We start from the raw sequence: 22425 nt of genomic DNA, 5'->3' as shown, positions 1-22425 counted from the left end.
CTATCTTCCCCCTTAAGAACTCATAGTAATTTTTCGACTATTTATTTCTCTATATAGGGTTGCTTTTGATACGCCAGTGATTTCTTCAATTTCTCTAACAGAATATTGATTGGTATGATAAAGCTTTATAGCCTTGTCTACATCTTTAGAGTCTTTTTTTGGTCTTCCCCCTCTACGTCCCCTAGCTCTAGCACTTTCTAAGCCTGCTCTAGTACGCTCTGAAATTAAATCCCTCTCCATCTCACTTAGCACTGCCAACATTCTAAACATCGCCTTTCCAACGGCACTGGTAGTATCTATGCTATCTCGAATGCTAACAAGTTCGATACCCCGCTTCTCAAGCTCCTCTGTAAGTTCTATAAGCTTTTTTGTAGACCTGCCAAGACGGTCTAATTTATATACTACAAGGACATCTCCTTCTCTTGCATAATCAATTAACTCTAAAAGCTTCGGTCGATCGTCTTTCATTCCACTAATTTTTTCAGAATACACCTTCTCACAACCTGCTTGCTGGAGAGCATCCATTTGAAGATCTAGACTTTGTTCTTGAGTGCTAACCCTTGCATAACCAATTTTCATATAAACACCAACTTTTCCATTTTATACTAATATTGTACCATAAAGGTAAACACTTGCATATATTGATACATTGTTTTTGAAACGGGTTTTGATACGTAATTCACACAAAAAATACCACCTAATTTAAACTAGGTAGCATTGTATTTAAAACATTCGTTTTTGAGACAAAAAAACTCCCACTAATAGTGGGAGTTTATCAAAAGCTTATTATTTTAAAATAAAGAAACTACCTTCTTCTCTCAATTCCCTTATACTCTAACACTTGCGATATAGTTCCTGATCCTACATTAAGAGTAGTTCGAATTTCATCTAGAGGTTTCCCTTGTCGATATGCTTCAATTATCGCTTTCATACGCTCTTCTTCTTTACCACCGTCTATAAATTCTGATTTAACAGCGTTGTCTTTTTTTGCAACTTTCCCTCTATAATTTATCTCAAAATCGAACCCTATTTCAATAAGTTTATTTATTCTCTCACCAGACAATTTTTCTTGCCTATAAAATTTTCTTTGATTCGAAACCCAAAGTGCAAGCTCCTTATTTTTCGCATTTTTATTATTTGCGTTTCTTCGAACGTTACAATCACCATGCTCTTTTTTATACTCCATCAACTCTTCATACATTTCTTCCCATCTAAACTCTCGCATATCCCATATAAATCGGATACCTTCTAATAAGTCAATCTGCTCTTTTGAAAGTTTCCCTTTTTTGTATAAATTCCTCAACCAAATAGTCCATTCACCTAAGCCAAAATCCTTTACTTTATACCGTTTAGGTACATTTGCTGTACCAAATTCTTCATAATAATTTAATAAGTCTTTAAATCTTAACCTCCATTGTTCCTCTGCTCCCCATTCAAAGTTCAGTTCATTTAGCTTATCTAACCGCTCTTTTTCTAATATTCCTTTACTATATAATTTTCTTTGAGTAACAACCCAATAAGCAAGTTGTTTATTTTTATAGTTACGCTTCACCATACAGTGACCATTTACTCTATAGAACTCTTTAATTTGTTCATATCTATATTCCCAAGCATTTTTCAACCTTAATTCTATATCATTAAAAAATTGTAATTCTTCTTTTGTTTCATCAAATATAGTAAATTCTGGACAGCTTTCTCCTAAACCTAGTTTATTTCTTTTTTCTCTTTCCATTTCTTTTGATTTATTTAAATCGATAATGAAGCTTGCCGCACTTATGTTATTAAAGTTGTTAACAAAATCAAATATAAGTGGTTTTTTGTCTATATTTCCAGCTTTAATTGCCCTACCTATTTGTTGATAGAATATTCTTGGTGAAGTGGTATTCCGAAGAAGAATAACACCTGAAATATCATCAATATGTAAGCCCTCGTTTAACATATCTATAGCAAATAATAAGTGAGTTTCATTTTTATTACTTGCTAATTTGAAATCGTTTAGTTCGTTATCACTTTGTTTATCTCCGCTTACAACCCTATATTCTCTTACCCTCATATCTGGTCTAGCTACTGTAAACCATTTCTTTAATAACCATTCCATATTACTTAGATGTTTTTTATTCTCACAAAATACAATAAATTTATTATCACCATTCTTAATATATTTATTTAAGATTGTTGGAATGCCTTTGCTTTTCTCCCAGTTTTTTTTATATTCCAATAACTCTAATAAGAGTCTATCTTTATCTGAATCATCACTACCAGAGATCTTCTCATTTAGCTTATTTATTTCATCATCAATTGTATAAAGTGCAGTAACATAAGTAGGCATAGGTAATATATTTTTGGCAATTGCATGAGCTAAACTTAAATCGGTTGAAACATTACCATCAAATAATTTATCAGACATATCCTTATTGCCATCTAAATACCTTACAGGAGTAGCTGTTGTACCTAATAGCAGTGCATCAAAATTATTATTTATTAATAATTGAACACCCTTTCCCCACTCTTTAGCACCGCATCTATGAAATTCATCTAAAACTATTAAATCGAATTTAAATGATCCTATTTCACTTTTTGAGTATCTTGCTAGTTTTGCATAGGACATTAGCTTTGTATTTTGTAATGACCACATAAACTTTGAATTTAATTGATTAAGAATGTATTTAGATGGTGCTAAGACTAAACATTGTTTATCAATGAAATCTGATAAGAACTTAATGATGATGTAACTTTTCCCTGTTCCTGTAGCCTGTACTACTGCTACTTTTTTTGAATGTCTAAGAAGCTCCTTCGATTTATCATATGCTTTTTTGTTATGAGCTAACAACTCTATCTCTGGCTCAACATTTTTTCTCTCACTATTATACTTATCAATTAAACCTTCCACATAACCCCAGTTTTCTAGACGCATATTAAAGTCATCTAATTTTTTTGCGTTTTTTACGTACCCCTCCATTGATACCATAATATAACTATTGCATTTATATTTCACTCTAGATTTTTCTTCAAATTTTATTAACTCAATCTTTGTATCATCATATGTTAAACTTCTAGCTTGGTTCTTTGCTTGGACTATAATAGAAATGGTTTCTGGGGTTTTAGGATGACATAGTAAAATGTCTGCTCCAACGTCACCTTTTGAACCATTTCTAGTAGCTAGCCAACCATTTCCAATATATAATTCTTTGAGGAACTCCTCAAAAACTATGCCTTTTTTATCAGTTGGTACTTGTTGTAGTAATGTTTTTATTTTTGCTTTCTCTTTATTACTACTTAATTTTTTCAATTGGTTTACATATTTTTCAATCATAATCTCTTCCCTCCATGAAATAATCCAATGATCTCAATATTAAACCACCTGTATTTGTGATGTATTAAACCTCGAATAGAACAATTAAAAAGGATTATTCACTTGAATGTTTGCATCTATTCTAAATTAATAAACTTTGATTTTGATAAAGTAAAGTACATTACATATCCTCTTTGATTCTTTTCATAAAGGGCAAAGTAAACACATGTCTAAAGTCTCTAAACTCTTCCCTCTTACTATCGAATTGAGTTATTATCGTTCCTTTATTCTCAGTTATTAATCTTTTAATCTGATTGTACTCAAACAAGGGTTCTCGATCATCTAAAGGAACGTAGCCATCAACGTCTATACATACCAATTTATACATTAACACCTTCCTTTTTACCTATATTCTAAATTTCGACAAACTGCCTTATTTCCCTTTTTCAAAATACATATTTTTACATAAGTTAGTATATTGTTAATTCCTTTAGGAAAGACATAGACTGAGGTGATGTATTTGATTTATTTAGAAATTATTGTTGCACTAATCTTAGCGGCTGCTTTCTTTAAATTTTACTCACACAAAAAGAACACTGATTACCAAACTGAACTACTCGCACATCACATTGATAAAAGCGAGGAAATGAAGCGAACATTAGCGATGGGATTGTATATGAGGTTTAGAAAAGAGAGCGAAGAGGAAATAAATCTTCTTTCTTCTTCATATCTAAAACAAGATCCGATTATGTTTGAGTCTTTTGTCGCTGAGATTATTGAAAGAGCTAAAGGTGGAAGTACATGGGTTTCTCCTCCAGTAGGAGATTTTGGAGTCGATTTTGAGCATACCACTGAGGACGGACTATATCTTGGACAAGTTAAGTGTTATAGAGGAGACTTACCTTTTGAAGCCATAGCTCTTATTCACAGCAACATGGTTAAAAGAGGAGCTGTTGGAGGTTACGTAATCACCACTGGCGCATTTACCCCTGGCGCTCGGGAATATGCTCTAGGGCTAGATGTAGAGCTTATAGAGGGTGTCCAGCTTGTCGAACTATGGTTGAAGGGTTTAGAAAATGCAGAGCAAGAAATTAAAGGCATCATACCTAGCTACGTTTAAAGCCACCTTATAGGTGGCTTATTTAAGTTTTTGAACCTCGATAAGCCCAATCTGCTCAATTACTTCTAGCAGATCTTCTACCGCAGTTTCTTTAGAATATACTTTGTCTTCTTCTAAACTTAGTGCAACACTAAGTAATTTAGATTTCATTTCACTTAAAGCTAATTGTAAGGCAATAACGTTACTACTATTCATAAGTATCCTCCTAAGCACTAATGACCTTACGAAATAGCTTTAGCCTATTTCTATATTCCATTCCATCATCATTCTAGGTGTGAGAGGTATTAACTGTTTACCCCTATACCTTCTCTTTGCTCTTGATAACTTTCTCTTCTTGTTCATAATTCTATAGTGATGAATTATCGTAACAAAGTCAGCAAATGAGAAGGACACCACAGTATCGTTCACAACTGTAATCCGCTGGTCATAATAAGCAAAGACCTTACTGACTTCATCCTCTTCAATTAAAATGCCTAACCAAATCTTTCTATTGATACTTCGTTGGTATCTGTGAAAAGACTTGTTTTTATGAGGAAGCGCATTACGAAAGCTTTCATAAACGGATATATCAAGATAATAGTCTGGGTAGTCTTTTAACGATTCTAAGTAGTCTCTTCTAATTTCAGATAGCTTTACAGACGGAACAAAGGTATCACAGTATGCTATGTCATGAGCTATATTGTACCTTCTGGGGATATGCAGAATCTTTATTCCCATCTCCTGGACATTCTCATTCACTCCCTGAAATATTCCCTCTTTATCATGCGTAATTGAGTTTATGGTTGCTTTATTATCTGTAAGGATTACTCCTGACTCAATTCGATAATACTGGAGGAAAGCAAGTATCTCCTTTACAGCTAACGCCTCAGCAATATGAGTCTTTTGCTTATTTATTGCTATTCTCCTCTTAATTATGTCTCCATTTTCAAATTCGATAACAAAGGATAGAAAACTTGACCTTTTTTGTATTGAAGCATCAGTATAAGCTATGAACACTATTTAGCACCTCTTCCATACTAATTTCGCACAAAAACTTTTTTATTAAGTATAGATTTCTTAGGTATTGTTTATTGTCAGAGTGTCTCACTTACAATAGCTTCCTCTGAGAATTTCTCAACTCTATTATTCTTTCAAACTCCATTTTTTTCCTTTTCAAATATAGACAAGCATCTTTATGGTAAATTGCTTTATAAAACGATTGAGAGTCTCTCGTGCTATAGCATATTTCCCACAAATTACGTTCAGGCTTGCAAGCATTGACGTTAACAGCCCTTAACCCCTTTTCAACATGAAGGAAGTTTTTTATCTGGTGTAGAATTTGAGGACTGCCACTACAAATTCTCACTCGAAGTTGTGTCATTTTACACTTTGGTTGCTCTTGAGGACCTACACTTCCATCTCCATCAAAGTATCCTCTAATAAAGTCAGGTATAAAACAATTAGGGATATCAAGTGGCATCATTACAGTAAAGGATTTCCTTTCTGTCACCTCAAGTTCCTTTAAACGTTTGACTATTTTTTTTGAGAAGATGCTTAGTTCAGCTGAAGGATGTATTCCAGATTGAGATTTGGAAAAGATTGAACTTACCTCTCCTGAATAGTCAAATTCTTTTCTTATATTCTCAAGTAAAGATATATCCTCTTGCTTCAACGAAAGCTTTATTCTCCATCCAGCAGTTATTGAACCATCCGCAGCTAGAAAACCCAATATATATGCCATGTTAAAAGACCATTCATTAAAATAGTCTTCATTTAACTTATGTTTTCTCCAGATAGACTTTTTATCTCTCAATCGCTTGGCGTCCTTTTTATCTCTTAAAGGGACTTTTAATTCTTTTAACACACTTACGATAGTTCCTTCAGAGCAAGAATAAAGTTTAGCAATATCTTTAGGAAACATTTCATCTTCAACATACATTTTAATTAGCTGACTTGAATCGCTCTTGATAAATTTGTTCTTCGAATGCTTCTCGATACCAAACTTCCTCATCCATGAACTCAAAGTAATTACGTTACAACCTATCTCTTTAGATACTTCTTTAATAGTTTTATTTTTATTAATAAGTTGTTCTTCCAGAAATTCAATATTTTTATATAGCGGTTCGTGTCTCCTTATACCTAAATCCTTAAACACATTATGCACCAGCCCACTAGAACAACCATACTGTTTAGCAATTTCTACTTGTGATATTTCCCCTCTCTGATAAGCTTCTGAAAACGACAATATCTCTTCTCTTAATTGATTCGTAAGTGTATGATTATTTTTGTATACACCATGTTCATATGCATATTTTTGAACATGCGACCTTGAAACGCCTAGCAGATCTGCTAGTTGATTGTGAGTCATTCCTTCTACTATTAATTTTTCAAACAGCATCTCTTTTGATATTCTCATTTTAATATCTCCTTTTACATTCCTAAAAGGTATGATATGTGGTGTATATTTAATATATAAAAAATAAAAATTATTAAATTATAGTTATATTATAAATACACCACATTTCATACTTTTATTATTTTTCATCTTCCTCAAGATAATTCTCTTTTACCTGCTCCCAATTAAGTACCTTTCTTTTATCAATTTCTAATTCTATTTGTGAAAAATTCGAAACATCATTCACAAGGTACTTGCTTGCTTTTCTGTATTGTTTGGGCATGTTTACAACAAAAGGCTTAACCCTACAATTTATAAAATTGTATTTTTTAAGAGATTCTAAATATTTATCTCTAACAGTAGGCTTTATCCCTGTCTGAGAACTTATTTGTTCTAGAGAAATATTTACTCCTTTTGGAAATTTATCATTCTTGAACTTAAGAAATGAGTATAGATAGAAGCCAATTACCCCTATCTCTTTATTTGCCATAGATTCAGCAAATACATCAATTGTAATCAAATGAGTGTTTTCAATTTCATAGAACGTTCCATTTAGATAGTTTTCTTCGTATGCCCAGTGTTCTCTAAAAAGACCTTTTAACGGAACTTTAATTTTCCTGTTACGAACATTTGTGTCAATATGTCTCTCTATACCAGTAAAGAAACCAGTCTTTTTAAGCTCAGAAATGTATGTGAGTTCAAGGTATTTGTCCTCATTCGTAAATGTGTAATACATAGGCAGATCCGTATCAGATTTGGTATAACCTATATTATCTAAGACTCCACCATCTTTAATGACATAGTTTAATGTTTTGTTATCCTCCGAATACCCCAATATTTGCTTTAACTTTCCAATTGTAAACCGCTCCATATCAATGTATCTCGCATAACGATACAACCAAGAAACTAGATAATAAAAGGAATAAGCAAAAGCAATATGAGAAGAATTATTATTAAACCTCTTGGCATGTACTACTATTTCTTCATAAATCTCGTTTGGCATGTATATTTTTTTTTCAAAATCTGTTGGAGCAAGTAGCTTTACGATTTCATTTTTGTTAATCTAAACCATCTCCTCTTTTCTAAATCTTTCATTAGCCCCGTAAAGTTCATCAAAATGTAGGAATAGACTTTTCACCTTCCTTCTTTATGGATTGTTTCACACTCTTCTTGTGGTTATGTAGAAAGTCATTTCTAGACGTCGAAGGCAAGTAAACACAAAAAAGAGCTAATAGGCACTCACAATAAATAGACAGACTTATCCCTGTTTAGATATTGTTGATGACCATTAGCTCTAAATTCAGCTCAATGTAATATTTAATTGATTACATTCTACCAAAAAAATGAAAAAATGTAAATATATTATTTGATATATTTTATGTAATAATACCTATTAGTAATCACATTACATTAAATCAGACTAAATCCCCTCTCCTTCATATAACGAGAAGCAAACTCTTCACCAAATACTATATGTCCCATGTAAAGTTTCATAGGAAGGTCGTACCTTTCACAAAATGAATCGGCATAGCGTATTGCTTCTGCTAGATTTTTAGAGTTTGTCACATGAAATTCAATATCCTCATCATTGTAAGTGGATATTGTAATTACACACTCGTCACGTTGAACAACAATATTTACACATTCTGGTTCTCTACCTTTCATTAATTTCCGAAACTTGTTTTTGTTAATGTCTACTTCTGTCATTAATACCAACTCCTATAATTTATTTATGGTAGAAACACAAAAAAGCTAACGATTACAAACCAGATCATCAATAAAAGTATAGTGTTCTCCATATAATTCGGAACACCTTCTTATTCATGGATTAAATGTTTGAATTGATAATCGATAGCTTAACTTCAGCTAAATCATTGTTTTTTGTATTTCCTTCACTCGCTTTTAATATGCACGATATTGTTATTTCCTAAACTATTAATTTCAAATGTTAATAAAATCTTTCTTTCATTTAAAAATTAGTGTGTTCGCTCGCAATGTTGCAAATGAGTAGTTGAAAAGGAGTATTATCTATTAAAAATGTGATATCATTACTTTTAGGAAATTATAGGAAGAGGGAAGAACTGTGGTTTCATTCATTAGAGAAAACTATTATGCAAGGTTATGGCTGAGTGTAATTGTATTAATTGTTTCGGGGATATTGTTTTTGTATTTCGCTCAGATATTTAATTTAAGTACTTTTTGGAGTGCGACAGTAAGCAACGTTGCTTCAGCACTTATAATTACAGGTGTTTTCAGTATTATTAATGAATATTTGTTGAAAGATAAATTGGTCGAACTAATATTAAGCAAGTTAAAATTAAAAGATTCAATTGATAGGACAGGTATTACTGAAATCTTCTCTAGTATTAACGAGATAGATTATAGGTTTTTAATAAAACATTCGAGAAGAAACATAGATATTTTGCATATCTATGCGAGAACATGGACAAATAATAATTTTGATGAGTTGAAAGATAAAATGCAACGTTCGAACGTGAAGATTAGGGTTGTTTTGTTATCACCAGAGTCAAAATTATTGGAAGGACTTGCTGAACATTACCAAATTACTCATGAGGATTTAAAAGATAGGATAAAAGAAATGGAATCAAAATGGGAAGAACTAGTGAAATTAAATCGCAGACAAGTAAGAAAAAAGACACAAAGTAGTATTAAACTTTATTACAGCGACTACCTTCCTGCATATTCAATTTATAAGTTTGACAATCAATTAGTCAATGTTCAATCCAAACCATCTAGAGAGAAAACAGGTAAATTACCCTCGATAATAGTGAGAGATACATTAAAAGAAAATGACCTTTTTGACATGTATTCTAAGCAATTCGAAGATGTTCTAAAACAAGGGACAGAAGTTACATTCAATTAAAGGTCACAATATATTGGATTTCCAAATTACTCAATAATTAAGACGGACACCAATGTCCGTCTTAATTATGTTATAACTTATTCTCTCTTAACTCCCCCTGTAGAAGAGGATGTATTAAACACCTTACATTTTTCACATTTTTTGTATTTCCTGTAAACCATCCCCTACCATTATTTATTTTGTTTTGTCTTTCAACTTCATAACAGGAGAATACTGGTCATGACTAATCCTTAAGTCATCAGTATCCATTTGAATGTACCTCCTCATAGTCCGTATATCTGACCACCCACCCATCTTTTGAAGAGTGAATGCATCACATCCATTAAGTGTCATGTTCTTTGCCCAAGTGTGTCTATATACGTGAGCAGTCATCTTCTTTCCTTTTATTCCAGCCTTATCACCATAATACTTTAACCTTTTATTAAAGTGGTTTTGCCCAAGTGGTTCTCCATAGGAAGAAAGAAAAATTCTGTCTGTGGAGAAGTGCTTACCATTTTCATTGATTAGCTGTAAGAGCAATTTTACTGTATGACCAGAAATGGGAACAATCCTTGGTTTCCGATTTTTATTCTTCTCTCCTCCCAGTGTAATAAATCGTGTTTTAAAGTCGATATCCATCTTTCTCAAACTTAATAGTTCACTGGCTCTTATCCCGCTATCCAATAACAATATGATAGCTACATAATCCCTGTACCCCACATAGTCCCTTTGATTTGGCTGTCTAAGTATCTCCTTTACCTCTTCATCGGATAAACAATTGGTTAGGTCTATATCCTGTTTCAGGAGTTTAATGTTGGTCATTGGGTTAACTTCAATCAGATCCTCCCTGTCCAAGTAATTAAAAATTGCTTTGTATACCCTTAGTCGGATATTTATAGTTGTCTCAGATAAGTCAACACCTTGTTCATCACTTTTAATGTATTTATGCCCATCGTATTTCTTTGCATCATATTTCAAATAATTGATGTAATCCCTAAAATGGTGTGGAGTAAGTTCATCTACATATTCGATTTCATAATTTTTATTAAGCCAAACCATAAAGTAATTCCAGTCTTTCTCATAATCCCTCAACGTTCTTTCACGTAATCCTTCTGCCGTCTTTCCAGAGATAACTAAATCCACCGCTTGCTCCAAAGTCAATTGGGGGTATTCCTTCTGATTAGTCATCTTCCCAACTGGTACTCGCTTTTTCCTTTTGTTTAAAGCCATAAAAAAACCTCCTCAAATAGTTAGTGTTTGACATTAACTATCGAGAAGGAATGCAATTAACAACCTCATATTACAACTTCTAGGGTTGTTATTACACAATCGAGTGATTGTGTACACTCAATATTCACTTGTAATTCACAACCCTATCCGTCCCTCTTAGTTATCAGCAATTTTCCGGCGTACCCTTATTCGTCGCCGTCACGAATGATGATCCACATCCGCATGAAGCAATGGCATTCGGATTATCGATCGTGAACCCACCGCCCATCATGGACTGCTTGTAGTCTATTTTCGTTCCGTTCAGGATGGCAGCATCTTCTTTCGCCACAACCAGCTTAATTCCGTGCTGTTCTGTTGTAGTATCGCACTCCTGAAGTTCATGTTCGAATCCCATACCGTAAGAAAGACCGCTACAGCCTCCCCCTTTTACCGCTACTCGTAACATGGCATCTGTCTCGTCATGTTCCTTCATCATGTCGTTAATCTGAAGGGCAGCGGCTTCTGTTAGAATGACCACTTCACTCATTCATTACACCCCCAACCTTTTCATTTCTTACTACTTAGTATACTCCTTTCTATTTTACTACTCAACTAAAGGAGCTTTGGTGAATGATTGGCAAAATATCCTTAATGAAAATTCAAATTATTCATGACCTTTTACTCAAAAAAATAAAAAAACACTGGTCCACCTTCCTCTCACCAAGGTATAATGAGGTAAATAGTCCCGATTATGAGGTGAGATTCATGACGGTGGTGACGCCCTTTTATGATAAGAAGACGCAATGTCTTTCATGTAAACACTCTTATACTACAACAAGGATCCGATCCCGTTTTGTAAAGCTTACAGGGTATGACAGTGACTTTTGTCCCCTGTATCAATCAGATGAAGTAAATCCTTTGCTCTATAACGTATCCGTCTGTCCACAATGCGGTTTTTCTTATACGGATGATTTCACAGTATACATCCCCCCCGTTCTCAAAGCTGAATTGGAAAAGAAGATCAGCTTGCATTGGCAGCCACAGGATTATGGGAAGCTCAGATCTTATGAAGATGCCATCAATACGTATAAACTGGCCGCCTATTGTGCTCTCATCAAGAAGGAGAAAAAGGTGACGATAGCCGGTTTATATCTTCGCACAGCCTGGCTTTATCGAAAAACAAATGATAAAGAACAGGAAAGACGTTTCATTAATCTGGCTGCACATGAATACATCGATGCCTATTTGAGCGATGGCGTCCCGGGTGCTTCCATGTCTGAAACAAAGCTTCTGTATATCATCGCTGAGTTACTGAGAAGACAGGATAAAATAGAGGAAGCCATAGTCTATCTTTCCAAAGTTATCAGTAAGCAGCATCTCTCGACTGAGCCCAAGATTATTGAGATGGCCAGGGACCGTTGGTATGAAATTCGGAAAATTCATAAAGAATCGAAGCCTATGTAAAAAGGCTCTTTTCATAATGTCTTACGGCATAGTGGTAGCCAAAGACTCCTGGATGTAAAGATAAGACGTCATGGACAAACGCTCGTTACAAAGGAAGCGGTTCCTCTTGTAATCCAGCACACTCGAATGGATCTAGCCCATGAATGGCCATATGTTAAAGAGTCCCATAAAAAAGAACACCAGTTTACGCTCTCCTAGTGTTCTTCATAGATCCCTGGACAATAAGCTTCCAGCTTGTTTCCATCCGGATCGTAAAATGTAAAGTGACTGGGATGCACAGGGTTTTCTTCTACCTGTACTCCTTTTTCCGCTAACCTTTTATAAAGCACATCCTTGTATTCTTCCGATATCCGCAATACCGGATACGTGGATCCGCAATCGAATCCCTCACCGCCTGCTTCGATTAAGCAAAGAGTCCCCAAATTGTCTCCTCCGAAGGAAAGAACCACGGTTGAGTCATAATCTTTCTCAACGTGCAGCCCCAGTATTTCCGTATACCATTGTTTCGCCTCTTTCATGACCCTTACCTTTATGTTCGTTTGCAGAACACCTTGAAAATAATGTATCATTTCCTCCCCCTTATTATTGGATTTCTACTAATGGTTTTCTACTCATTCTCTCAACGGTTATCAAAATCCTTTAATAAAACAAAAAAAATAAGCCGGTCAGACCGGCTTTTCTTCAAAACATCGGGTTGTCCTCAAGGAATTGATAGATATGATCCACCAGTTCTTCAGGTGTGTCCCCTGTAACGACCTCCCCATTGACAAGAGCGTAAAAAGATTGGGCGCATTTTCCGCAGTAACCCAGGCATCCATACTCAATGACATCAAGATTGGGGTCCCTTTCTAATATCTCAAGCGCTTTTTGCGCACCGCTAGCAAGATTGCTAATACAAAATTCAATAATAGGTTTCAATTCTATCACCTCACTACTCTTTGTTATGCTACCTTTTTTTATCATTATCGTCAATGATTTGCATTCCATGTAATGGTATAACAGATTGTGAACATTTTCGCTTATTTCTGTTGTGAAAACACCTTTATTTCGATATACTTTTAATGTTAATAGGTTTATTTATGTAGTATTTACTCGAATTATGCTTCACATTGAAAATGCTTACTTTATCAGGACCCGTTTCGACGTGAATGTCCTTTGAATCCTGTCCCTTACCACTATCGGGATATAAATCATTTACAGACACACTATTTCAACAATAATGTAGAGTGCAAAAAGGGGAAATTTTCATGAAACAATTAGTGCTGCTTGGCGGAGGATATGGGAACATGCGCGTCCTTCTTCGCTTATTACCCAACCAATTACCTGAAGATGTATCAATCACCCTGATTGACAGAAATCCTTATCACTGTCTGAAGACTGAATATTATGCTCTGGCTGCCGGTACGATTTCAGATCAACATGTACGTGTATCTTTCCCGGAACATGCCCGATTATCTTATGTATATGGAGATATCTCCGGCGTGGATATGGAGAATCAACTTGTTCATATGAAAGATCAGGATCCCGTTCCATATGACGACCTTGTCATTGGACTTGGGTGTGAGGATAAATATCATAATGTACCGGGTGCTGATGAACATACTTTCTCGATTCAAACGATTGAGAGATCCCGTAAAACATATCAAACGTTGTGTAACCTTCCAGCTGGTTCGATTGTCGGCATTGTCGGTGCCGGTTTAAGCGGGATTGAACTGGCCAGTGAGCTTCGGGAAAGCCGCTCTGACCTTAAGATTAAATTATTCGACCGTGGACCACGCATTCTTAATGCATTCCCTGAACGTCTAAGCTCTTACGTTCACGGCTGGTTCGATGAGAATGGCGTAGAAATCGTGAACAATTCCAATATCACTAAAGTGGAACCGAACACGCTACATAACCACGAAGAGCAGATATTCTGCGATGCCATCGTTTGGACAGCAGGAATTCAACCGAGCAAGGTCGTTCGTGATATGGATGTGGATAAGGATGCAAGCGGTCGCGTTGTTCTGACAAAGTATCACAACCTGCCGCAGGATGAGAATGTCTATGTGGTCGGTGACTGTGCAAGCCTCCCTCAAGCTCCAAGTGCCCAACTTGCTGAAGGACAAGCTGAACAAATCGTAACCATTTTGCTGAAACGCTGGAACAATGAAGAGCTCCCGGCAGAATTACCAAAGATCAAGCTAAAGGGAATCCTTGGCTCACTTGGAAAGAAACATGGTTTCGGACTTGTAAACGAGCGTTCCATCACTGGACGGGTCGCCCGTTTGTTGAAATCCGGAGTATTGTGGATGTACAAATATCATAATGGATGATGACAGAACCCCCACTTTAGAAAGTGGGGGTTTTTTGTATCCATCTTTTCCTTCAATCCAGTTCTACTTGAAGATCCTTCAGTCCCCTGAGCAGAAACATATCCCTCCAATTGGAATCACCAGGCTTTCCAATCATTTTCATGGAAGGAAAGGCACTTAACAACTTCTGAAAGGCTATTTTTCCTTCCAGTCTTGCGAGAGGTGCTCCGAGACAAAAATGAATCCCATATCCAAATGCCATATGCGGGTTCGGTTTTCTTGTCACATCAAAAGTGTCGGCTGCCTTGAATTTATTTTCATCACGATTCGCAGATGCAAGGGAAGCGAGGACCATATCTCCTCTTTTGATGATTTTCCCGTTAAACTCCATGTCCTCAGCAGCCCATCGAGCCGTTGAGAAATCAACGGGACTATAGAAGCGAAGCGATTCTTCAATGGCTTGCTCAATGATAGAGTGATCCCTACGCAGCTTCTCTAATTGATCTGGATGTTCGAAGAGAGCATACATGCCATTTCCGATAAGGTTGACCGTCGTTTCATGTCCGGCAATGATGAGAAGAACAATCATGGAATAGAGCTCATCCTTTGTCAAGCGCTCCCCTTCTTCCTCATGCAGGATCAAGTTAGAAACCAAATCATCTCTCGGATTCTCTTTCTTCTCTTCGAAGAGAGCCTTCAGGTATTCTATAAATTCCTTCATATCCCCTTGGAAATCAGAATCCATATTATCCGATGCCGATACAATCGTATTGGACCATTTCCTGAATTTTTCACGATCTTCTATCGGGACACCCAGAAGCTCCGAAATGACGATGATCGGAAGAGGAAAGGCAAATTCATCTATCAGGTCGACGGGCCCTCCTTTCTTTTTCATATTTTCTATGAGCTGATCAGCAATGTTCTCAATTCTCGGTGAAAGCTCTTGGATTTTTTTAGGATTAAAATATGGCTGCACCAGCTTTCTCAGCCGGGTATGATCCGGGGGGTCAACATCGAGCATCATATGTTGAAACACCCTTGCCTCCATGGGCGCATCTTCATCTCCTCCCGATGCAGAAAATAACGTTGATTGATCTTTAATGAAGGAACTCGTTTTTAAGAGCTTTAAGACATCTTCATACCTTGTCACGATCCAGGTAGTATGGCCATGGTCTTCCCAAGCTGCAAACAGCGGATCCGCTTTTCTCAAATGGGAATAGAATGGGTAAACTCCCTTTTTAAAGTTGGATTGAAATACAGTTTCATTTGAAATCATTATATCCCTCCTAATAAGACTGACTAGTCAGTCTTATTAATCAGTATAGAATAAGAAGGACAAGGCTTCAATTGATGCGGTCTCAATTCGAGTATAAAAAAAAGCCAACTTCATAGAATGAAATTGGCTTTCCACGGATTAAACCGCCTTATACCCATACTTCTCAAGTTCCGAGTAGATCGTCTTCAAACGGGGATTTCCTTCACCGACAATATTCCCCTCCAATAGTACAATTGGATAAAACATATCTTCTTCGATCACCTTAGAGGCAAATTGTTTTACAGATTCTTCTTCAGGAGGATTGTGAATATCCACATATTTAATCACAAATGGCTGATTCGGATATTTCCTGCTCACTGCAGCCTCCAGCCATTCGTATGTTTCCTTTGATGATGGTAAGTTTACACAGCTTGGACAAAGTATTTCCGCCCCGTATACGTAAAGTTCAACTGGTTTACGCTCCATATATTTCTCCCCTTTGTTTCCCTCTTTTGTTTATTTTACAAAAAAAGCACAAAGGTGGGAACCATAATATGAGATTTTCTTAATGGAAACGTCATGGGAAACATTTCTTGAAAAAGAAATGCCCAATCACTTGCAGGTTGATAGATTTTTTGCGAATATGTCATTATAATAGATAGTAAGGAAGGAGTAGATAATTATGGCTGAAAACGAAATGATTGCACCCGTTCAGGAAGTATTAGATAAATTACGTCCGTTCCTACTTCGCGATGGTGGAGATTGTGAACTTGTGGACGTTGAAGATGGAATTGTGAAGCTTCGCCTACTTGGTGCTTGTGGAAGCTGCCCAAGTTCAACCATCACATTAAAAGCAGGAATTGAACGCGCATTAGTGGAAGAAGTTCCTGGTATCGTTGAAGTAGAGCAAGTATTCTAATCCAGCATTAACATCAAAGCCTGAATCCTTTGGATTCAGGCTTTTTTTTACTTCACCGCTGTTTTCGGCTGGTCTCCCTTTAATACCGAGAAGATGTTCTCCACGCACAAAGCCATCATGGCATGGCGGGTTTCCTTTGATGAACTTCCAATATGGGGGATGGCGACCACCTGATTCAATTGAAGCAAGGGATGTTCCTTGTTGACCGGTTCTGTTTCAAACACATCCAGGCCAGCCCCCGCAATTTCCCCCATTTTCAATGCTTTCTCCAGGGCGGTTTCATTTACGATTGGACCACGTGCCGCATTAATGAAAATCGCTGATTCCTTCATTTTATTGAATTGATCCTCCTGGAACATCCCCTCTGTTTCCTTAGTCAGAGGTGCCAGGACGACAACGAAATCCGATTGAGCAAGAAGCTCATCGAATGAGGCATACCGGACTCCAACGCTCTGTTCAGCTTCGGGTTTACGGGAACGGTTATGGTACAACACATCCATATTGAATCCCTTCGCTCTTCTTGCTACCGCTTCACCGATACTCCCCATACCGACAATCCCCAACGTTTTGTGATGAATATCCATTCCGGCAAGGAGAAGGGGCGACCAGCTCTTCCACTTTCCTTCTTTAATATATCTGTCGGCTTCAACGATTCGTCTTGCTGTAGCCATCAAGAGTGCAAAAGTTAAATCCGCTGTCGTTTCCGTCAATACATCGGGCGTATTTGTTATGGTGACTCCATTTTTTCTTGCCGCTTCCAGGTCGATATTGTCATAGCCTACCGCAAGATTCGCCACAACCTTTAAAGAGGCGGCATTCTGTAAGAGCTCCTGATCTACCTTGTCCGAAAGCATGGTAAGTAAAGCGGATGCTTTCTCTGCTTTACTTAGTAGGGTGTCCCGCGGTACAGGGGCATCCTCCTGGTTCCACATCTCCACCTCGAACTCTTTCTGTAATGGAGCGATGACGTACTCCGGAAGTTTTCTTGTAATGTAGATATATGGTTTCATATGTATCCCTACCTTCACTTTACTTTTTTCAGTTTAGCATAAAGTGAAGGTTTCGTCCTTTAGGGGTTACGGAATTATAGCCATGCTATAAGGGGAATCCCCCATTTTTTCACCGGAACTTCGGACATATGATAGAAGTCAGACAGGAATGCTTCATATTGGTGGGAGTTCTTTAAATACCGCTCAAGCTTTTCCTCAACGGTCTTTTTCTTCTGTTCTGATTGTGAAATGTAATATTCCTCAACGCATTCAAAATAATGCAGTGGAAATAAAAGCCGGGAATACAACAACCTCCATGAAAAAGGGGAAAGTGGTGTAATTGATTCATACTCTTTCATAAATTCCTGAAGCTCAGGATGGAACGTCTGGCTCCTCATGAAATATCGTTCCCTCACCCACTCTGCGATGTCCCTGCTGCAGTGGTCGAAAACCCAGTGAAATGGAAAATGTATGCATACTTCCGTTCCCCAGGTGGATTGCAGAAACCGTTCGTGACAGATCGTACCAGCATCCTCTGGCTTCGGATCTTCATCGAGTTCCGTATCGACTAAGTATTGAATGGCGTTTTCCGCCAGTGCACTGTAATAAGGATAGCTTTCGACAAACCGGTGCTCAAATTCGTCAACTGGCTGATCCTGAATGACCTGGTAATAGGCCTTTTCTAACTGAGAAAGCCTCCTTTCCCACAGGGTTTTCCACTGCCCCATCCGGTTTATTTTTTCTACTTTCTCTTCAAAGGTCCGTCCCCTGAAATGGAATTTGCTTAGCTTTCTGCCGAGCTTCTTATCGGGTGGAGATTGGGTTCCTTCATTTCGAAGAACAACATAATCTTTATCCTTCTCCACAACAAGGAATCTTCCCTCATTACTCTGTACAAAGGTTGACACATGTCGATCCCCTGCACTTTTCAAATGCTCTGCTAATTTATAAAGTTCCACCAGGGTTTCCTGTTCCATATTCGAGACGCCAACAATACTATATACTAATTCCCCGACCATATATCGATCCATCATTCCATCGTAAAATGCCCGCTCAGGACGCAACCCAAAATGGTTAATCAAAATCTCTTGTGACATACTGACCTCTCCTCTCTATAATGACCGTTCTCTTTCGCAGACATCTACAAAACAAACTATATATAATTTGAGAATGATTCTTTCAACCCATTTATGAATATCCAAAACCAGAGATGGGCAAGAATGAGAACAGAAGCTATTATTATGTCTATTTTTCAATTGTGAATCATATGAGTAAAACAAGGCTTCGTCTAATCGAAATAGGGGTTTTATAATCTTTCAAAGAAAAAGGTGAATAGGATGAAGGATAAAGAATCAATGGATTTATTAGAGAGTACTGCACGTAAATGGTTGCATGAAAGAGGAGTGGAAATTGAAGATATCGCTCAATTAGTCATGTACCTTCAACAAAAATATCATCCTGATCTTGAATTAAAGGAATGTGTCTATAACGTTGAACGTGTATTAACGAAGCGTGAAGTGCAGAATGCGATCCTGACAGGTATTCAACTTGATATATTAGCTGAAAAAAAGATGCTCGAAGAACCATTGCAGGCAATAGTTGAAGTAGATGAGGGATTATATGGGGTGGATGAAATCCTGGCCTTTTCCATCGTGAATGTATATGGTTCGATCGGATTTACGAATTATGGATATATCGATAAGCAAAAACCGGGAATACTGGAGAAATTGAATGATAAGTCTTCTGGCAAGTGCCACACTTTCCTGGATGATATTGTGGGGGCAATTGCAGCAGCAGCCTCAAGCAGATTGGCACATCGGGCGAAATGCGCAGAATGAAGGGAATATAAGTATCTTATCAGACGACAGGGTCGTCTGATTTTTTGTGATTAAGAAGCACAAAAGGCAAATGAAACTTTCAGCCCTAAATGAATATACAGTGAAAAATAATTAGATCCATTTAACTAACTTAATCATTGCACAACGGTGAATAGTTTTATATAATTACAATTATAGTTGTAATTATGTTCAATAGATTGTACCCGGAACCTTCTCCAAAAATATATACATCGAATAAAGGCTTTCACTATCATTGGAGTATACAGAATTCCCTACATAATACATTACGTTTCATTAATCGAGGTGAAATCTTATCCAGCTCCTGAGTGACAAAGCCCTTATTGATGCCTATAAAAAAGCAAAACAGTTAAAACTCAGTAATGACTTCATCATGCTGATCGAACAAGAAATTAAAAAGAGAAAATTAGTTCATTAAAGAATCGTTTGATTGTAGATGTCTTCGTGTTCTTCACAAGTCGGCATAATGTCTTCCCACTGAACTTCCAACGCACATACAATGGCAAATAGCTTTTTCAGGGACGGGTTTGCCTCTCCCTTTTCAATCAACGAAATATAATTGACCGTCAATCCACATTTGTTACTTAATTCTTGTATGGTGATTTCTTTTGCTCTTCTATGATGCCTTATTTTCTTTCCGACAAGTCCTGTAACTGTAATACTCATTGCCTCACTACCCTTTTAAAAATTCTTTAGAAATGACTGGAATGTCTCGAAGATCAAGCTAAGAAACAGTGACTTTCATTCTTAAAGTTGTTTGCATTCGTAAAGAATAGTTAGAAATTGAAAAGGTATCAATGCTAATAGTCCCCTACTACCTTCGATGTTTACCCTAGTTGAATACCTTTACACTTAATTTCGAAATATTTCTTAAAAAAATTGATATGTCCTTCTGAGTACTCAAATATGTGTCGTGGAAAAATTAAAATTAGTTAGAGGAAAACCATATAATAAAATAGGAGTATAATGTACGTTTTACGCTTACTATTATACTTACAACAATAGCTATAGAGGCAGGTATATTGTTATTTCACAGGACCATGACAAAGGTCCTCGATGTATAAATAGTATTTTGCTTACTTCTTTTCACACTAGTTCTATTTTACTTATACAGACGTGTGTTGTCTATTATGAATATGTTTCTAATAAATGATAATTTTTCTATTTGAGTACTCAGCAGGGCAATAAAAGGAGCTGAAGGCTTTCAATGAAGCCTCCATTTTTTTATTATACATCCCACTGGTCGAGTGATTCGATTGTATAAGTTGGCTGGATATCCTTTTCCCTCAATGCCTCTTTCGTTGTGACTCCTGTATGAACCAGAAGCGTATCGAGTCCCGCGTTTATTCCCGCCAGAATATCTGTATCATAGTTATCCCCAACCATCAGCGTGTCTTCCTTTGGCACACCCAACACAGACAACGCCTGTTCCATGATGATGGATTCAGGCTTTCCGATAAAGACCGGTTCGGTCTGAGTGGATACAGCCACGACAGAAGTCAGGGAACCGTTTCCGGGAAGAAGTCCTCTTTCAGTAGGAATCGCAATGTCTCCATTTGTTGAAATAAACGTTGCCCCGTTTCTTACACCTAAGCAAGCGAGGGATAATTTCTCATAATTAATCTCCCGGTCAATGCCCACCACCACAAAATCCGGTTTATCATCCTGAAGCGTAATGCCGTTCTCTCCCAGTGCTGAACGGATACCTTCCTCTCCGATGACATATGCGGTTCCTTTTGGTTTTTCCTTCGCCATATACTGTGCAGTCGCCATGGATGTTGTAAATACCTGTTCTTTCGTTGCGGGTATATCAAAGGACTGTAATTTTTCAGCCACTTGTTCAGGTCTTCTTGAAGAGTTATTCGTCACGAACAGATAGGGTAAGCCCTTTTCCTGCAACCGTTTCACGAAATCTCCAGCTTCTTCGATCTTCTCTTTCCCTTTATACATCGTTCCATCGAGATCAATTAAGTACCCTTTATATCCTTTCATCGTGTACCTCCGTAACGTTGTGTATAGTATGGCCAATATTTTGATGTTCACCTATAAAAAAACAAAGCGCCTTCTAAATAGAAAGCGCAGTTAAGGATCTGAATTTTCTCTGTCAACCAGCATGTGCTTGGATGGTGAGGAGAACTGCTCAGCTTTCCCCGGACATAAAGCCCTCGGAAAGCGAGCACCTGGAGCGGAATTCACTCCTACTCTCCAATTAAAAGCAACAAAGTTTATCCAAACAGCATGAAAGACTAATTTTTAAATGCCGATACTGGCCCCAATTCATTTTCGAGGTAGTTCCGGACTTGTGTTGGGAAATGTGTTAGTGTTTGGAACACATCTTTTAAGATTGTATGTAACTGTTCGTGATCCACAGATGTATATTCCTGAACCAATGGTTTGCGCTGCTCGACGAGGCGTTTAAGATCTTCGCTCATCTTGTCTGTAATCACCTTTTCATCCAGAAGAATATCAATAATATCCTCATAGCTGCCTGGATCCCTCATGATAAACCCATCAATCATGCTGTTTCCAACATCAAGAATGGATTCAATGATTACGTGGGCAACCCTCTCTAACGCCAACTTTTCTAATGTATCATTCCATTGGTCTTGACGACTGACAATATTTAATTGCTTATTCATATAGACCAATATGTCTTCTATTTTTTCCCTGTCTACAAAATACATGATGTTCACCTCTTTCTCATACGGAATCCTCACACTTTATTTTAACATAATTTTAATTCCCCCATACAGGAACCACCCTGCAATTCTCATCTTAGTTTGGTATGAT

25 protein-coding genes are annotated in these 22425 nt (G+C 37.0%); 7 read left to right on the top strand and 18 right to left on the bottom strand.

Features of this window, described 5'->3' with window-relative positions:
• Positions 1-12 precede the first annotated feature (12 nt).
• Both BAA9072_RS08580 and BAA9072_RS08575 read right to left on the bottom strand, forming a co-directional pair.
• Positions 13-579 (bottom strand): recombinase family protein, encoded by a 567-nt coding sequence (locus tag BAA9072_RS08580; protein ID WP_201714256.1) that lies wholly within the window; start codon positions 577-579, stop codon positions 13-15.
• Between the two features lie 226 nt (positions 580-805).
• Positions 806-3313: a Helicase associated domain protein gene (locus tag BAA9072_RS08575; RefSeq protein WP_201714255.1), complete on the bottom strand. Its 2508-nt coding sequence runs from the start codon at positions 3311-3313 to the stop codon at positions 806-808.
• A 499-nt stretch (positions 3314-3812) separates the two neighbouring features.
• Here BAA9072_RS08575 and BAA9072_RS08570 point away from each other — a divergent pair, with 499 nt between their 5' ends.
• Positions 3813-4412, top strand: a complete 600-nt coding sequence (locus tag BAA9072_RS08570) for a restriction endonuclease (protein ID WP_201714254.1) — start codon at positions 3813-3815, stop codon at positions 4410-4412.
• A gap of 18 nt (positions 4413-4430) precedes the next feature.
• Here the strand turns inward: BAA9072_RS08570 and BAA9072_RS08565 are convergent, their stop codons facing one another.
• The 5 genes from BAA9072_RS08565 to BAA9072_RS08545 all read right to left on the bottom strand — a co-directional run bounded on the left by BAA9072_RS08565 (position 4431) and on the right by BAA9072_RS08545 (position 8493).
• Entirely contained in the window at positions 4431-4607 is a 177-nt protein-coding gene (locus BAA9072_RS08565) for a hypothetical protein (RefSeq protein ID WP_201714253.1), read from the bottom strand.
• A gap of 39 nt (positions 4608-4646) precedes the next feature.
• A complete protein-coding gene (locus tag BAA9072_RS08560; protein WP_201714252.1) occupies positions 4647-5408 on the bottom strand; it encodes a ribonuclease H family protein in 762 nt (253 codons plus the stop codon).
• A gap of 91 nt (positions 5409-5499) precedes the next feature.
• A complete protein-coding gene (locus BAA9072_RS08555; RefSeq protein ID WP_201714251.1) occupies positions 5500-6807 on the bottom strand; it encodes an LAGLIDADG family homing endonuclease in 1308 nt (435 codons plus the stop codon).
• A 118-nt stretch (positions 6808-6925) separates the two neighbouring features.
• Entirely contained in the window at positions 6926-7657 is a 732-nt protein-coding gene (locus tag BAA9072_RS08550; protein ID WP_201714250.1) for a hypothetical protein, read from the bottom strand.
• 539 nt (positions 7658-8196) lie between these two features.
• Positions 8197-8493, bottom strand: coding sequence for a hypothetical protein (locus tag BAA9072_RS08545; RefSeq protein WP_201714249.1), 297 nt, complete (start codon positions 8491-8493; stop codon positions 8197-8199).
• 376 nt (positions 8494-8869) lie between these two features.
• Between BAA9072_RS08545 and BAA9072_RS08540 the strand changes: the two genes are divergently transcribed.
• On the top strand, positions 8870-9670 hold the full coding sequence (locus BAA9072_RS08540; protein WP_201714248.1) for a hypothetical protein: 801 nt from the start codon (positions 8870-8872) through the stop codon (positions 9668-9670).
• A 174-nt stretch (positions 9671-9844) separates the two neighbouring features.
• On the opposite strand, the gene BAA9072_RS08535 is transcribed toward BAA9072_RS08540, so the two are convergent.
• Positions 9845-10879 (bottom strand): tyrosine-type recombinase/integrase, encoded by a 1035-nt coding sequence (locus BAA9072_RS08535; RefSeq protein ID WP_201714247.1) that lies wholly within the window; start codon positions 10877-10879, stop codon positions 9845-9847.
• 163 nt (positions 10880-11042) lie between these two features.
• Positions 11043-11405 carry a HesB/IscA family protein gene (locus BAA9072_RS08530; RefSeq protein ID WP_201714246.1) on the bottom strand — a complete coding sequence of 121 codons (363 nt, stop codon included), beginning with the start codon at positions 11403-11405 and terminating at the stop codon, positions 11043-11045.
• A 218-nt stretch (positions 11406-11623) separates the two neighbouring features.
• Between BAA9072_RS08530 and BAA9072_RS08525 the strand changes: the two genes are divergently transcribed.
• Positions 11624-12322 (top strand): DUF2225 domain-containing protein, encoded by a 699-nt coding sequence (locus tag BAA9072_RS08525; RefSeq protein ID WP_201714245.1) that lies wholly within the window; start codon positions 11624-11626, stop codon positions 12320-12322.
• A 194-nt stretch (positions 12323-12516) separates the two neighbouring features.
• On the opposite strand, the gene BAA9072_RS08520 is transcribed toward BAA9072_RS08525, so the two are convergent.
• Both BAA9072_RS08520 and BAA9072_RS08515 read right to left on the bottom strand, forming a co-directional pair.
• A complete protein-coding gene (locus BAA9072_RS08520) occupies positions 12517-12891 on the bottom strand; it encodes a VOC family protein (RefSeq protein WP_201714244.1) in 375 nt (124 codons plus the stop codon).
• A gap of 112 nt (positions 12892-13003) precedes the next feature.
• Positions 13004-13285 (bottom strand): YuzB family protein, encoded by a 282-nt coding sequence (locus BAA9072_RS08515; RefSeq protein WP_148970775.1) that lies wholly within the window; start codon positions 13283-13285, stop codon positions 13004-13006.
• A gap of 284 nt (positions 13286-13569) precedes the next feature.
• Between BAA9072_RS08515 and BAA9072_RS08510 the strand changes: the two genes are divergently transcribed.
• Entirely contained in the window at positions 13570-14637 is a 1068-nt protein-coding gene (locus tag BAA9072_RS08510) for an NAD(P)/FAD-dependent oxidoreductase (RefSeq protein WP_201714243.1), read from the top strand.
• Positions 14638-14689: 52 nt separating this feature from the next.
• Here BAA9072_RS08510 and BAA9072_RS08505 read toward each other — a convergent pair whose 3' ends face one another.
• Together BAA9072_RS08505 and BAA9072_RS08500 are read right to left on the bottom strand one after the other, a co-directional pair.
• Positions 14690-15892: a cytochrome P450 family protein gene (locus BAA9072_RS08505; protein ID WP_201714242.1), complete on the bottom strand. Its 1203-nt coding sequence runs from the start codon at positions 15890-15892 to the stop codon at positions 14690-14692.
• 138 nt (positions 15893-16030) lie between these two features.
• Positions 16031-16357, bottom strand: coding sequence for a YuzD family protein (locus BAA9072_RS08500; protein WP_201714241.1), 327 nt, complete (start codon positions 16355-16357; stop codon positions 16031-16033).
• A 196-nt stretch (positions 16358-16553) separates the two neighbouring features.
• On the opposite strand from BAA9072_RS08500, the gene BAA9072_RS08495 reads away from it, so the two are divergent.
• Positions 16554-16790, top strand: coding sequence for a NifU family protein (locus tag BAA9072_RS08495; protein WP_034763763.1), 237 nt, complete (start codon positions 16554-16556; stop codon positions 16788-16790).
• Positions 16791-16837: 47 nt separating this feature from the next.
• On the opposite strand, the gene BAA9072_RS08490 is transcribed toward BAA9072_RS08495, so the two are convergent.
• Together BAA9072_RS08490 and yutH are read right to left on the bottom strand one after the other, a co-directional pair.
• Positions 16838-17800, bottom strand: a complete 963-nt coding sequence (locus BAA9072_RS08490; RefSeq protein ID WP_201714240.1) for a 2-hydroxyacid dehydrogenase — start codon at positions 17798-17800, stop codon at positions 16838-16840.
• A gap of 74 nt (positions 17801-17874) precedes the next feature.
• Positions 17875-18876 (bottom strand): spore coat putative kinase YutH, encoded by a 1002-nt coding sequence (yutH, locus tag BAA9072_RS08485; RefSeq protein ID WP_201714239.1) that lies wholly within the window; start codon positions 18874-18876, stop codon positions 17875-17877.
• A 240-nt stretch (positions 18877-19116) separates the two neighbouring features.
• Between yutH and BAA9072_RS08480 the strand changes: the two genes are divergently transcribed.
• Together BAA9072_RS08480 and sda are read left to right on the top strand one after the other, a co-directional pair.
• Positions 19117-19617 carry a phosphatidylglycerophosphatase A family protein gene (locus BAA9072_RS08480; protein WP_201714238.1) on the top strand — a complete coding sequence of 167 codons (501 nt, stop codon included), beginning with the start codon at positions 19117-19119 and terminating at the stop codon, positions 19615-19617.
• 313 nt (positions 19618-19930) lie between these two features.
• The gene (gene sda, locus BAA9072_RS08475) at positions 19931-20053 is read left to right on the top strand and encodes a sporulation histidine kinase inhibitor Sda (protein ID WP_201714328.1); all 123 of its coding nucleotides are present in this window, start codon (positions 19931-19933) and stop codon (positions 20051-20053) included.
• On the opposite strand, the gene BAA9072_RS08470 is transcribed toward sda, so the two are convergent.
• From BAA9072_RS08470 to BAA9072_RS08460, 3 genes are all read right to left on the bottom strand, one after another.
• Entirely contained in the window at positions 20050-20301 is a 252-nt protein-coding gene (locus BAA9072_RS08470; RefSeq protein ID WP_201714237.1) for a helix-turn-helix domain-containing protein, read from the bottom strand. The genes sda and BAA9072_RS08470 overlap by 4 nt on opposite strands.
• A 561-nt stretch (positions 20302-20862) precedes the next feature.
• Positions 20863-21627: a TIGR01457 family HAD-type hydrolase gene (locus BAA9072_RS08465; protein ID WP_201714236.1), complete on the bottom strand. Its 765-nt coding sequence runs from the start codon at positions 21625-21627 to the stop codon at positions 20863-20865.
• A 254-nt stretch (positions 21628-21881) separates the two neighbouring features.
• Positions 21882-22319 (bottom strand): DUF86 domain-containing protein, encoded by a 438-nt coding sequence (locus BAA9072_RS08460; RefSeq protein ID WP_201714235.1) that lies wholly within the window; start codon positions 22317-22319, stop codon positions 21882-21884.
• Between the last annotated feature and the right edge of the window lie 106 nt (positions 22320-22425).

Source organism: Rossellomorea arthrocnemi, from assembly GCF_904424705.1.
In the GTDB taxonomy this organism is placed as follows: domain Bacteria; phylum Bacillota; class Bacilli; order Bacillales; family Bacillaceae_B; genus Rossellomorea; species Rossellomorea arthrocnemi.
The sequence above is the reverse complement of the archived record's forward strand: the minus strand, read 5'-3'. Positions and strand labels throughout refer to the sequence as shown.